This window comes from Azospirillum melinis, from assembly GCF_013340935.1.
In the GTDB taxonomy this organism is placed as follows: domain Bacteria; phylum Pseudomonadota; class Alphaproteobacteria; order Azospirillales; family Azospirillaceae; genus Azospirillum; species Azospirillum melinis.
On the sequence record NZ_WHOS01000054.1, the window covers coordinates 1 to 12,627 of the forward strand.

Here is a 12,627-nt window from a genome sequence, read left to right on the forward strand (position 1 = left end):
CCGTCGCCTGCCGGCCCGACTGCCGGCACGAGGCCGCCTGCCGCCCGGCGCCCGGCCCAACGCCCGGTCGCGGTGGCGCTGAAGTACGAGCTGGGCACGGAAAGCCTGCCGCGGATCGTCGCCACCGGCAAGGGCACAGTGGCCGAACAGATCCTGGAGGTCGCCTTCGCCAACGGCGTGAAGGTGCGCGAGGACGCCGATCTGGTCGAAATCCTGTCCGCCATCGAGGTCGACAGCGACATTCCGGTCGAAGCCATCGCCGCGGTGGCCGAGATCCTCGCCTATGTCTACCGCGCCAACGGCACCCTGCCGCCGGAGCCGCGATCCGAAGAGAGTCCGGAGGAGGACAAGCCGTGACACGTCCGCCGCCCATGCCGCCGTCCATGCCGCCATCCTCCTTATCGCCCTCTCCCACCCCTCCCACTCCGGAAGGCACCGAGTCGGCCGCCGGCATCGCGGAGCGGGCGGCGGTGCTGGGCGCCACGCTCGACGACGCGCGGGCGCAGGCGGAGGCCGGCGTGCTGATTGACCTCGCCGGGCTGGAGGACCGCGTCGCCCATCTCTGCCTCGCCGCGGAGGCGCTGCCGCGGGGCGAGGCGCGCACGCTGCTCGGCCCGCTCGGCGATCTGGTGGCGGCGCTGGGTCCGCTTGCCGCCGCCCTGACCGACCAGCAGAAAGGACGGGAGGAGGCCGTCGCCGCCGCACTGGCCGGCCGCGACGATCCGCACACCGCCCGCCAGCGCGCGGCAGCCGCCTACGGCCGCAGTCCCGGTCCGGCCGCTCCCGGCCTGCCCGACGACACGCCCTGACCAGAGAAAGCCTGCCGTTTCCATGGATCTCGACCAGTATATCCGATTCCTGATGGCGCTCGTCTTCGTCGTGGCGCTGATCATGGTCGTCGCCTGGGTGATGCGCCGGGTCGGCATGGCCGGCGGAACGGTGCGCGGACGCGCCCGCCAACGCCGGCTGAGCGTGGTGGAGGCCTTGCCGATCGACGCCAAGCGGCGGCTGGTCCTGGTCCGCCGCGACGACCGCGAGCATCTGATCCTGCTGAGCGCCAACGGCGACCTGCTGGTCGACAGCACGCCGGCGGGCGGGTTCGACAGCGCGCTCGCCGGGGTGGAGGCCGCACCGGCCGACGCCCTCCGCCCGGCGGGGAGCGATCCGCGATGAGGCGGTCCATCCTCCGCCGTCTCGGCGCCTGCTGGAAGCCGGCCGCCGCCGGGCTGGCGCTGGCGCTCGCCGTCGGCGTGGCGCTGGGCATGAGCGCCGGGCCGGCGCTGGCGCAGAGCCTGACCTTCGACCTGGGCGACGCCGGCGGCACCGCCACCGGCCGCATCGTCCAGACCATCGGATTGATCACGGTGCTGTCACTGGCACCGTCGATCCTGATCATGATGACGGCCTTCACCCGCATCGTCATCGTGCTGTCCTTCCTGCGCAACGCGCTGGGCGTGCAGCAGGTGCCGCCGACCACGGTGATGATGTCGCTGGCGCTGTTCCTGACCTTCTTCGTCATGGCCCCGGTGTTCGAGCGCAGCTACACCCAGGGCATCCAGCCGCTGATGAACCAGGAAATCGACGAGATGGAGGCGTTCCGCCGCACGATGGCGCCGCTCCGCGATTTCATGCTGCACCACACCGCCGAAAAGGATCTGCGCCTGTTCATGGACATGGCCCGCATCCAGTCTGTGCCGGAGGCGAACGACATGCCTCTGCATGTTCTGGTCCCGGCCTTCATGATTTCCGAGATCAAACGCGGATTCGAGATCGGCTTCCTGCTGTTCCTGCCCTTCCTGATCATCGACATGGTGGTGTCGTCGATCCTGATGTCGATGGGCATGATGATGCTGCCGCCGACCATGGTGGCGATTCCGTTCAAGATCATCTTCTTCGTGCTGGTCGACGGGTGGTATCTGATCGCCGGTTCTCTGGCCCGCAGTTTCGGAACGCTCTGAGCGCACACGCGCAGCGGGAAAGCCCCGCGCACTTCGTCGCATCCCCCCGGCGCCGGCAGGGGCGCGCAAGCCCGCTCTGGCGCCGGGCGCCGTAAACGCGTATGAGGAAAGACGATGAGCGTTTAGGGCGGGATGGACGGCCCGGGGACATCGCCGCCACAACGGGCGCCATCGAACGGGCGTTTTGAACGACGGACCAACTTCGGACCGCAATCACTGCATGACTGATACCGCTTTGAAGGCCGCGCAGCCCGACACCGGCAAGCTCGCGACGCTGACCCTGGGTGCGCTCGGCGTCGTCTTTGGCGACATCGGCACCAGCCCGCTCTACACGCTGCGCGAATGCTTCGGCGGCGAGCATGGGCTGCCGCTGACCCATGACAACGTGCTGGGCATCATGTCGCTGGTGTTCTGGGCGCTGGTGATGGTCGTCACCGTCAAGTATGTCGGCTTCGTCATGCGGGCCGACAACAAGGGCGAGGGCGGCATCCTCTCCCTGCTGGCGCTGGCGTCGAAGACGCGGCCCGACGCCTCGGGCCGGCTGACCGTGCTGACGGCGCTGGGGCTGTTCGGCGCCGCGCTGTTCTACGGCGACGGCATGATCACCCCGGCGATGTCGGTGCTGTCCGCGGTGGAGGGGCTGGGCGTGGCGGAGCCGGCGCTGGAATCGGCGGTGGTGCCGCTGACCGTCACCATCGTGATCGCCCTGTTCGCCATCCAGAGCCACGGCACCTCGCGCGTCGGCGCGCTGTTCGGTCCGATCATGCTGGCCTGGTTCGCCACGCTGGGCATCCTCGGTCTGCTGGAGGTGATCCAGCAGCCGAGCGTGCTGGTCGCCTTCAACCCGCTCTACGCCATCTCCTTCTTCGCCAACCATGGCATCGCCGGTTTCCTGGTGCTGGGTGCGGTGGTGCTGGCGGTGACCGGCGGCGAGGCGCTCTATGCCGACATGGGGCATTTCGGCCGCCGCCCCATCCAGGTGGCATGGCTGGCCGTGGTGCTGCCGGCGTTGCTGCTGAACTATCTGGGCCAGTGCGCGCTTCTGCTGAACGACCCGACGGCGGTGCGCAGCCCCTTCTATCTGCTGGCGCCGGACTGGGCGCTCTATCCGCTGATCGGCCTGTCGACCGCCGCCGCCGTCATCGCCAGCCAGGCGGTCATTTCCGGCGTCTTCTCGCTGACCCGGCAGGCGGTGCAGCTCGGGCTCTGCCCGCGCCTCGACATCCGCCACACCTCCAGCGAGGAGGAGGGGCAGATCTACATCCCCCGCGCCAACTGGGGCCTGCTGGCCGCGGTGCTGGGCCTCGTCCTGGTGTTCCAGTCCTCCAGCCGTCTCGCCGCCGCCTACGGCATCGCGGTGACCGGCGACATGATCATCACCACCACCCTGTTCCTGGTGGTGGCCCGCCGCCGCTGGAACTGGAGCCTGCCGGTCTGCTTCGGGGTCGGCGCCGCCTTCCTGACGGTGGAGGTTTCCTTCTTCGCCGCCAATGCGGTGAAGATCCCCCATGGCGGCTGGGTGCCGCTGGTGATCGCCTGCGTCACGCTGGGCCTGATGTCCACCTGGCGCCGCGGCCGTGCGGTGCTGACCAAGCGGCTGGCCGAGGAATCGCTGCCGCTCGACGCCTTCATCCAGCGGCAGGCGAAGAAGGGCGACATCCACCGGGTGAAGGGCACGGCGGTCTTCATGACCTCCAGCTCCAACACCGTGCCGATCGCCCTGCTGCACAATTTGAAGCACAATCAGGTCCTGCACGAGCGCATCGTCTTCGTCACCGTCGTGGTGGACGACGTACCGCGCGTGCCGGCCAAGGACCGCGTGCTGGTCGAAGGGCTGGCCGACGGCTTCTACCGCATCACGGTGCGCTACGGCTTCTCGCAGGAGCCGAACATTCCCAAGGCCCTGCGCCTGTGCAAGGCGTTCGGCCTGGAGTTCGACGTGATGGCGACCTCCTTCTTCCTGGGCCGCGAGACGCTGATTCCGCAGATGAATTCCCAGATGGCGCTGTGGCGGGAGAAGCTGTTCGTGGTGATGTCCCGCACCTCGGTCAGCGCCACCGACTTCTTCAAGCTGCCGCCGAACCGCGTGGTGGAACTCGGCACCCAGGTCCAGCTGTAGCCGGCCGAAGGACAGCTGCAGCACGACCGAAGACTTACCCCCTTCGCTCTCGCAGAAATCGGCGTTCCGCTTAGAAATCGCTGTGATCCGAGCGATAGCATCCCCCGTACCGGTGATGTGTCCGCGGGAAGCGGACCTTCACCGATAAGAGGAAATGCTATGAAGAAGGTTGCCACCGTGGCGATCGCCACCCTTCTTTTTGCCGGTTGCGCCAATGCCGCCATGGAAAAGATGGTCGGGGGCGCCCCGATGTATCCCAGCAAGACCATCGTGGAGAACGCATCCCAGTCGAAGGACCACACCACCCTCGTCGCCGCCGTGAAGGCCGCCGGGCTGGTCGACACGCTGAACGGCAAGGGCCCCTTCACCGTCTTCGCCCCGACCAACGAGGCCTTCGCCGCCTTGCCCGCCGGCACCGTCGACACGCTGCTGAAGCCTGAGAACAAGGGCCAGCTGACCAAGGTGCTGACCTACCACGTCATTCCGGGCAAGTTGGACGCCAAGGACCTCGTGGCGGACATCAAGAAGGGCAACGGCAAGGCGATGCTGAAGACGGTGGAAGGCATGCCGCTGACCTTCACCCAGTCCGGCGATGCCGTGATGGTCGCCGACGCGTCGGGCAACACGGCCCGCGTCACCATCGCCGACGTCCAGCAGTCCAACGGCGTCGTCCACGTCATCGACAAGGTTCTGCTGCCGAAGTAACGGCCCAAAGGCTTACGATGACCGGCGGGCAGCACGAAGCCGTGATTAACGCCCGGCATTCCGCCGATTTATGAAGTCGGCTTGTCCGCGGATTGCTTGCCGCCGCGATACTGCTTCAAAAACTTCTTGAACATATCCACTTCCGCGACGCGGGAGCGGATCGTGCCGACGTCGATCAGGCCCATCGCCTGTTCGGGGCGGGTCAGAATGCGGAAGGCATCCTCGTTCGGCCCGCCCTTCATCGACCCTTCGAAATCCTTTTTCAGCAGGTTCAGCCCGTTGCCGTCGCCGGCCAGCGCCAGCGCGACGGCCCGGTTCAGCACGAGTTGCGACATGCTGGGGTCCAGCGGCTTGCCCGGCGTGGGCGGCGGCCCGATCACCTTGTTCAGCGCCAGCGCCGCCGCATCCCACTTCTGTCCCTTCCAGGCGATGTCGACACGCAGCAGATTGGCGTTGGTGCTGTCGTCCTGGGCCAGAAGCTGCATCGCCTCGTCGCCGCGGTTCAGCTCGGCCAGCGCCTTGGCCTGCATCAGCCGCCGCTCAGCCGCCAGATCGGCCGGCAAGCCGGCGACATTCGACAGTTCAAGTGCCTTCAGCGCCTCTTCCGGCTTGTTGTCGAGCAGCCGGACCGAGGCCAGCCGGGTGCCGACCCGCGCCTTGTCCAGCCCCGACAGGCGGTATTCGACCTGATGCTGCAGCAGGTCGGCAGCGCGGTTCAGCAGGTCGATGGAAATCAGCCGTTCCGCCAGCTGCCGGATGATCTCGTCGCCGGCCTCGCCCACCGGGGTCAGCTCGCGGAACTGGTCGTAGAGCTGCATGGCGTCGAGCGTGGGCAGGCGCTGCGCCCCGTCCTTGTAGAGGTCGGCGAAGATGCGCGACATTTCCTTGGTGATCGCCTCGGCCCTCGGCGTGTCGGCGACCAGGGCCGCCGTCTCCTTCATCGTGTTGAAGCCCTTGGCATATTCGCCGCCGGCGATCAGCACCTCGCCCATGCGCGAGCGGATCTGCATCTCCAGATCGTCGCCGCGCCAGGTGAAGGTCAGGCCGGCCAGCTGTTCCGCCGCCGCGGTCGGCGACATCTTGCCTTCCGACAGCTCCAGATTGGTCAGCGCCAGCCCGGCCTTGGCACGGTAGAAGCGGTCATAGCTGTTGTAGGCGGCGGTCAGCTGCTGGCGTGCCTGATCGATCTCGCCGGTCTGAGCATAGAGCAGGCCGCGCAGATACTGGGTCTGCGGATTCTCCTCCTGATCCGGGCCGCCATGCTCGATGACGCGGTCGAACAGCCGCTTGGCGGTCGCGGTGTCGCGTGTTTCCAGCGCCGCCTCCGCCGCCCGCAGCCCGAGCTTGCCGAGCATCGGATCGGGATAGCTGTTGAGGATCTGGCCCGACGCCTTGAAGCCGGCCATCGCCTTGGGCCAGTCACGGCGGTCGGCGGCGATGGCGGCACGCCACAGGTTGGCTTCCGGATTGCCGGCAAGCGAGGGGATCGACAGGTCGGCCTCGCCGCCGTCCAGATCGCCGGTCAGCACGTGGGCGGCGCCGCGCAATGCCCGGAACTCCGGCCAGCCTTCCAGGTCGGGCTGGTTCTGTTGCAGCACGTCCAGCAGGCCGAGCGTCTCCTGCCCGAACCCGTTGGCGAAATAGAAGCGCGCGAGATCGAGCTGCGCCTTCGCCCGTTCCGATTCCGGCGCGTTGACGACGGCAAGCTGGAGATCCTGCCGCGCCTCGGTGAAATGGTCGAGGTCGCCGCGCTTCCAGGCCGGCAGGTTGAACAGCCGGCGGCCCTGCATCTGGGCGGGCTGCGCCTTGGGCGGCTCCATGGCTGCCGACGACCCGCCGGCCGGCGGAACGGGCATCGGCGCCGCGGCCAGCTGCGCCGGAACCGGCTGGGGAGCGGCCGGCGGCGGAGCGGAGGCGGCGGGAGGCGGCGGTGACGCGGCGTTGCCGGCATCGGCGGTGGGCGAAATGTGCAGGCCGCCGGCCGTGGTCAGTTCCACCCCCTCCTTGATCGCCCGCACCGTCACATTGTCGGAGATCGGCCGCACCACCACGCCCTGGTAGGAGGCCATGACTTCGAGGTCAGGATAGCGGTGGGGTTCGGGCACCCCCTGCCCCGGGCTGGGAAGCGGAACGACCTGGATGCGGTCGCCGACGTCCGGATCGGCGAACTGCACGACGTTGGCCGCATCGGGGGCCCGCACCAGCAGCCGGGCGCCCAGCAGGAAATCGGGGTCCGGCTCCACCCGCAGATCGCCGGTGCTGCCCATGTTGGCGGGGCGGGCGGAGGACAGGATGCGCCACGTGGTGCCCTGCCGCTCCACCGTCGGCCACACCATCGGGCCGATCTTGGTGCGGAAGACGCTGCCGCCGGTCGCCGGCACCGGTTCCACCGCGCCCATCAGCTCGGCACCGGGACCGCTGAGCTTGCCGGCGCCGATCGGCATCGGCCGGTCGAAGGCGATGTAGAGCTGTCCCGCCCGCGGATAGACCGCGATGGAGGCCGGCCCACCGGTGTCGAAGGTCAGCACCGGTCCCTTCGGACCCGCCGCCGGCTGGGCCTTCGCATCGGCAGGGGCGGCCGGAGCCGCCTTGGCCTCGGCCGGCGGAGCAGCGGGTGCGGCAGCGGAGGCTGGGGCGGGGTTGGCGGCGGCGGCGTTCGCCGCGACGGCCGACCGGCCGGAGGTGGCCGACGCCACCATGGGCGCGTCCTTGCCGCCCTCCCTGGCCACGTCCTTCGCCGGCGCCGGCTGGCTGGCGCCCTGGTTGCCCTGCCCGGCCGGCGTTCCCTGGGAACCGGAAGCGGGCGCAGCGGCCGCCGGAGCGGCGCCGTCGCTCTTGGGCAGGCCGGCGCGCGACCCCGGATTGCCGACGGACAGAACCATCGACTTGCCCGACGCGCTGTCGCTCACCTCGGCGTCCTGCGGCACGGCCAGCGTGACCGCCAGCGAGCCGTCGGGCTGGCGGTAGGATTCGATGTTGCGGATGTTGCGCAGCGGTGCCTTGGGCAGGGCCGACAGGTCGGCGGTGCCGCCCTTGTCGAAGGCGACGGTCACCGCGGCGCCGTCGCGCGTCACCTTGTAGCCGACCGGGCCCGGCCAATCGAAGGTCAGCCGGCTCCGGTCGGGCTGGTCGCCTCCCTGCACCCGCAGCCGGCCGGCGGACGGTACCGGCTTCGCGGCGTCCGCCTTGGCAGGCACTGGCGGCGCGGGCGGCGCACTCTCGGTCGTGGTGGCGGCCTGCTGCGGAGCGGCACCTGCCGCCGCGGGCGACAAATCGATGGCAACGGCGTTGCCGTTGCGGAAGCTCTTCAGCGAAACCGGGCGCTTCAGGTCGAAGGAGACCGTCCTGCCATCGGCCTCCACCCGTCCGGCGGCAAGATAGTCGGGCAGCGCCCGCACCAGCCGGTCAACCGGGGCGTCGATGGGCTCGGTGAAGGCGATGACCAGCCGGTCGCCCTCGACCGCCGCGGTGAAATCGACCTTGCCCGGCCAGTCGAAGACCAGACGGCCGAAATCCTTGTGGGTGCCGCCACGCACCGGCACGCTGGCGGCATCGGCCGGCAGGGGGGAGAGCAGGACCGGCACGGCAAGCAGCGCCACCGCCGCGGCACAGCCGCGCAGCCAGCGCTTCCGTCGATAGCCCGAGCCGTCCGTCACCTCAATCCGCTCCTTCCTCGCGCACCACGATGTCGACCGGCAGGCGCCCCCCGCCGCCCGGCACATCGCCGGCAATCCCTGCTCTGTCCCCTGCCCCGTCCACCGGCATCATCACCGCCCGCGCCACCAGATCGCGGCGATAGCCGGTCTCGCGCAGGGCGGCGGAGACGGCGACCGCCCGCGTCAGCGCCCGTTCCCAGGCGACGCCGCCGGTCGTATCCTCATGCTCCGCATGGCCGACCAGCTCGATGCGGTTGCCGATGCGGCCGATGACGGCGCCCAGCAGGAACAGCACCCGCCGCCCCTCCTCGGTGAAGGCGGCGCCGGTGGGGTCGAACATCCGCTCTCCCGGCAGGCGGATGACCACCCGGTCATCCTCGCGCCGGACATCGACCACCGCCAGCTCCGCATTCGACCGCAGCTGGCTTCCCAGCAATGCCGCCAGATAATGCAGGTCGATGGCCGCCCTCGCCTCCACCGCCATGGCGTTGAAGGCGGCGCCGGGATCGGCCGGCCGGTCCGACGGGGCGGTGGCGGTCGAGCGCGCGGCGGGGATCGACTCCGACACGCCCTTCGCCAGACGGGTCCAGCGCTCGGCCTCCGGCTCGCTCATCGAATACATCAGCACGAAGAAGGCGAGCATCAGGGAGATCAGGTCGGTGAAGCTGATCAGCCACAGCGTCTTGCGCTGGGCGCCGCCATCGTCCGCCCCTGTCCTGCCGGCGATCCGGGGAACGCGGATCATTTCCGCACCTCGGTCTTCGCCGGTGCGGTCTTAGCCGGTGCGGCTTTCGCCGCCGGGCGGACCGCCCCGCCCTCGTCCCAGCGCAGGGAGAACAGCAGCCGCACCCCGCCGGGCTCGCCGCGCTCGATCCCGACGGTGACGTTGCGGGCCGGCGCCCCATCCTCGACCAGCGCGCGGGCCAGCACGCCGGCACGGGCGACCGGCCCCGGCGGCTGGCTGGGCGTCCCCGTCGGTCCGATGCCGAGCAGCGCGTCCAGCTCCACCCGCTCGCCCTGGCGCGACTGGCGGAGCGCGTCGGCGATGCGGTCAATCAGTCCCTGCCGGTCCGGCCGCAGAGTCATGGTGCCGGGAACGAACAGGTCATCAGCGGGCAGGCGCACCTCCAGCAGCTGGCCGGGGGCGACAACCTCCACCTTGGAGACCGCAACCGCGGTGGCGAACAGGGTGCCGACATCCTCCAACCGCTGCACGGCGAAGACGGTCCCGGCACGCGAGGCCACCGGTTCGGCCCCCTCGCGCAGGCGCGGGTCGATGACGAAGCTGGGGAAGGTCCGCTCCAGCGAGGCGGCGACCGCCTTGACCTTCTGCACCGTCTGCACCGAATGGGCGTTCAGCACGATGAAGAAGACCAGAAGCAGCAGGAACAGCGACAGCAAAAGCAGGATGCTGCCGTTGTTCGGGTTGGCATGGGTGCCGGAACCGCCGGCGCGCCCGGCCCGCAGCAGCAACGGCAACCCGGCGCTTCCCGTCCCCGGGGCGATGCCCTGGGCCGTGTGCCCGCCGCCGGGCCTGCTGATGGGGGAGCCGGGCAGCATGGCGTCAGTCGAAGCTGGCCAGCAGACGGTCGATCTCGTCCTGGTCCATGGCGTTGCCCGGCAGCTGCGGGCCGTGCAGAAGCTGCTGATCCGCTTCCTCAGCACTCATCGGCTCGAAATGCACGGCTGCCTCCGCCTCCTCCGCCGCCAGCTTCGCCAGCCGCGGGGCATGGTTCTGGCGCACCTCGCTGCCGAAGGCGGCGACGATCATGTCCACCTTCGATTCGATGTGCTTGAGGGTGCGCACCACCTTGCTGATGCGCTGGCCGGTAATGTCCTGGAAGTTGCAGGCCTCGTAGATCGCGGTGATCTGGTCGTTCAGCTTGGCCGAGGTGCCGGCATCCGTCTGGCCGGCGATGGCGCCGATGGCGTCGCAGGCGTCGAAGATGGCGAAGGTCGCCTTTTCCGTCGCGCCGATCACCGCGTCCAGCTCGTCCGTGGCGGTGCGGATGTGTTCGTCGCGGATTTCGGCCGGCTGGAGCGCCGCGATCTCCTGCTTGGCCGTCTCGATGTACCTGGCGAGGTCCACGACCTCCTTGTACAGGCGCAGGTCGGTGGCGGAGATGTCGCCGTCCATGCTGCCCAGGATGTTGCGGACGATGTCCGTCACCTCGTCGCGCGACAGCGGCTGTGCGGCTTCCGCGAAGGCGGTGTCGAGGCGCTGTCTCAGGAGCTTCTGTTCCGTCACGGCGGATTGGGCGGGGAAGGTCATCGGGCGTGTCCAGCGAGAGGGGCAAGGCCTTGGCGGAATGTGCCGGAACCTCCCCGGTTCGCGCCCTCCAGCGAGCGCACCGTCGGTGCCTTCCGCGGCGGAGGTTCGATGCTCCGACCGCTTGTGGCGCCCAACCGTCCAAGGAACTGTCCGAGCCGACAAAGCCTAGGACGCGAGGGTTAAGAGCCCGTAAAGATGACCACGCCAAGGGTCCTGACACTGCGCCCGAGTTGCCGGCGCGTCACACTGTGGCCGGCGCGACCGCATGGGCGCGGGCCTCGACAGGGGCGTCGCTCAGAACAGGCCGGCGGCGGCCGGCGCACCGAGAAGCGCGATCAGGACCAGCACGGTCACGGCAACCAGCCGCTCCATCGGGGACCAGCGCTTCCAGTCTTTTCTGAAGCTTTTCAGTTCGTCGGCCATGACAAACCTTCCGGGGTTCGGGAACTACACTGCAACGCAACGAAACTGCATCCGGGGCAGTTGACGCATGGTTAAAATCGCCCGGCGATACGACAATGCTCGACCACTGGCACAGAATTGCCACAGTCATGCCTGGGCGACCTCTGATCCAGGTCAAAGATCGGCCGAATTTTCGAGATTTCCCATCTCGCGTGCGGCGATGCCCCCGTCTCCGCCGGCGTGCCACTTCCGGCCGCTTCCGAAACCGGGCGGTAATGCCTAGATGATAAGCTCTAGATCAAGCCTCCGATGCCGGGGGCATCCAGCCTCCGATGCCCGGAGGCATCTGGCCTCCGAAGCCGGGGGCGCCGACGGGAGATGTGGATGGCGAAGGGAACCGACCTGAAGATCGGGCTTGCGCTGGGCAGCGGTGCGGCGCGCGGCTGGGCGCATATCGGCGTCCTGCGCGCGCTGGAAGAGATCGGGATCAAGCCCGACATCATCTGCGGCACCTCGATCGGCGCCGCGGTGGGGGCCGCCTATCTGACTGACCAGCTCGACGAGCTTCAGGCCTGGGCGCAGAAGATGGGCTGGCTCGGCATGCTGGGCATCATCGACCTCACCTTCCGCCGCGGCGGTCTGGTGGCGGCCGAGAAGGCGTTCGGGCGCTTCGACAACGAGCGCAGCAACATCCTGATCGAAAAGCTGCCGATGCCCTTCGCCACCGTCGCCACCGACCTGTCGACGGGGCGCGAGATGTGGCTGCGCGACGGCCCGCTGATGTCGGCGGTGATGGCCTCGGCCGCCATGCCCGGACTGTTCCCGGCGGTGCGGCGCGACCATCACCTGCTGGTGGACGGCGCCCTGGTCAACCCGGTGCCGGTCTCGCTCTGCCGGGCGCTGGGGGCCGACCTCGTGGTCGCGGTCAACCTGAACAGCGAGCTGTCGCCGCTGGGCCGGCCGACCGGCCGAGGGACCGGCAAGGGGCTGAACGGGAAGGGAATTGGCGGCAACACGGTCGCGGTCAAGGCGCCGGAGCCGGTGGTGGCCGGCGGCGATGCCGGCTCCCCCGCTCTGTCCCACCTGACCAGCCAGATCTCGACATGGCTCGGCCGCAAGCCCAGCCGGCGCACCCAGTTCCTGGCCGACCAGATCGACGACGCCCATGCCCACAGGCAGATGCCCAACGCGCTGGAGGTGATGGCCGGCTCCATTGACATCATGCAGGACCGCATCACCCGGTCCCGTTTGGCCGGCGAGCCGCCCGACGTGCTGATCGCACCGCGGCTGGCCCATATCGGCATTTTGGAGTTCGACCGCGCCGCCGAGGCGGTGGAGATCGGCCATGCCGCCGCCTCCATGCTGCGCCCCTCCATCGAACTGGCCCTGCGCCGCGCCTGAGCGGTTGCGCTGGAGGCTGTTCCCGTCTTCCGTATCAGCCATATATCCCTCGTGTCCCGGCGTCCGCCCGGGCTAAATCTCCGTTTGCCCCCTCCCCGCCTGATCCCCATTTGC

General features: G+C 69.3%; 12 protein-coding genes. 7 read left to right on the forward strand and 5 right to left on the reverse strand.

The window, feature by feature from the left end; translation table 11 throughout:
- From GBZ48_RS27895 to GBZ48_RS27920, 6 genes are all read left to right on the forward strand, one after another.
- A partial coding sequence (locus GBZ48_RS27895) for an EscU/YscU/HrcU family type III secretion system export apparatus switch protein (RefSeq protein WP_425486018.1) occupies positions 1 to 357 on the forward strand: 357 nt, incomplete at its 5' end.
- Complete coding sequence (locus GBZ48_RS27900) at positions 354 to 809, forward strand: hypothetical protein (RefSeq protein WP_174474024.1); 456 nt, start codon at positions 354 to 356, stop codon at positions 807 to 809. The genes GBZ48_RS27895 and GBZ48_RS27900, both read left to right, overlap by 4 nt.
- Before the next feature lie 22 nt (positions 810 to 831).
- Positions 832 to 1,173, forward strand: a complete 342-nt coding sequence (locus GBZ48_RS27905) for a FliO/MopB family protein (RefSeq protein ID WP_174474025.1) — start codon at positions 832 to 834, stop codon at positions 1,171 to 1,173.
- Positions 1,170 to 1,958: a flagellar type III secretion system pore protein FliP gene (fliP, locus tag GBZ48_RS27910; RefSeq protein ID WP_174474026.1), complete on the forward strand. Its 789-nt coding sequence runs from the start codon at positions 1,170 to 1,172 to the stop codon at positions 1,956 to 1,958. The genes GBZ48_RS27905 and fliP overlap by 4 nt, the downstream gene beginning before the upstream one ends.
- Positions 1,959 to 2,178: 220 nt before the next feature.
- A complete protein-coding gene (locus GBZ48_RS27915; protein ID WP_174474027.1) occupies positions 2,179 to 4,077 on the forward strand; it encodes a potassium transporter Kup in 1,899 nt (632 codons plus the stop codon).
- Between the two features lie 159 nt (positions 4,078 to 4,236).
- Positions 4,237 to 4,782 carry a fasciclin domain-containing protein gene (locus GBZ48_RS27920; RefSeq protein WP_109449518.1) on the forward strand — a complete coding sequence of 182 codons (546 nt, stop codon included), beginning with the start codon at positions 4,237 to 4,239 and terminating at the stop codon, positions 4,780 to 4,782.
- A 68-nt stretch (positions 4,783 to 4,850) separates the two neighbouring features.
- On the opposite strand, the gene GBZ48_RS27925 is transcribed toward GBZ48_RS27920, so the two are convergent.
- The 5 genes from GBZ48_RS27925 to GBZ48_RS36815 all read right to left on the reverse strand — a co-directional run bounded on the left by GBZ48_RS27925 (position 4,851) and on the right by GBZ48_RS36815 (position 11,133).
- The gene (locus GBZ48_RS27925) at positions 4,851 to 8,438 is read right to left on the reverse strand and encodes a tetratricopeptide repeat protein (protein WP_174474028.1); all 3,588 of its coding nucleotides are present in this window, start codon (positions 8,436 to 8,438) and stop codon (positions 4,851 to 4,853) included.
- Between the two features lies 1 nt (position 8,439).
- Positions 8,440 to 9,183 (reverse strand): OmpA/MotB family protein, encoded by a 744-nt coding sequence (locus tag GBZ48_RS27930; protein WP_174474029.1) that lies wholly within the window; start codon positions 9,181 to 9,183, stop codon positions 8,440 to 8,442.
- A complete protein-coding gene (locus GBZ48_RS27935) occupies positions 9,180 to 9,917 on the reverse strand; it encodes a hypothetical protein (RefSeq protein ID WP_246307512.1) in 738 nt (245 codons plus the stop codon). The genes GBZ48_RS27930 and GBZ48_RS27935 overlap by 4 nt, the downstream gene beginning before the upstream one ends.
- 85 nt (positions 9,918 to 10,002) lie before the next feature.
- Positions 10,003 to 10,710 (reverse strand): protein phosphatase CheZ, encoded by a 708-nt coding sequence (locus GBZ48_RS27940; protein ID WP_174474031.1) that lies wholly within the window; start codon positions 10,708 to 10,710, stop codon positions 10,003 to 10,005.
- Positions 10,711 to 11,004: 294 nt separating this feature from the next.
- Positions 11,005 to 11,133, reverse strand: coding sequence for a hypothetical protein (locus GBZ48_RS36815; RefSeq protein WP_281362505.1), 129 nt, complete (start codon positions 11,131 to 11,133; stop codon positions 11,005 to 11,007).
- Between the two features lie 363 nt (positions 11,134 to 11,496).
- Between GBZ48_RS36815 and GBZ48_RS36820 the strand changes: the two genes are divergently transcribed.
- Positions 11,497 to 12,513 (forward strand): patatin-like phospholipase family protein, encoded by a 1,017-nt coding sequence (locus GBZ48_RS36820; RefSeq protein ID WP_174474032.1) that lies wholly within the window; start codon positions 11,497 to 11,499, stop codon positions 12,511 to 12,513.
- Positions 12,514 to 12,627: the final 114 nt, after the last annotated feature.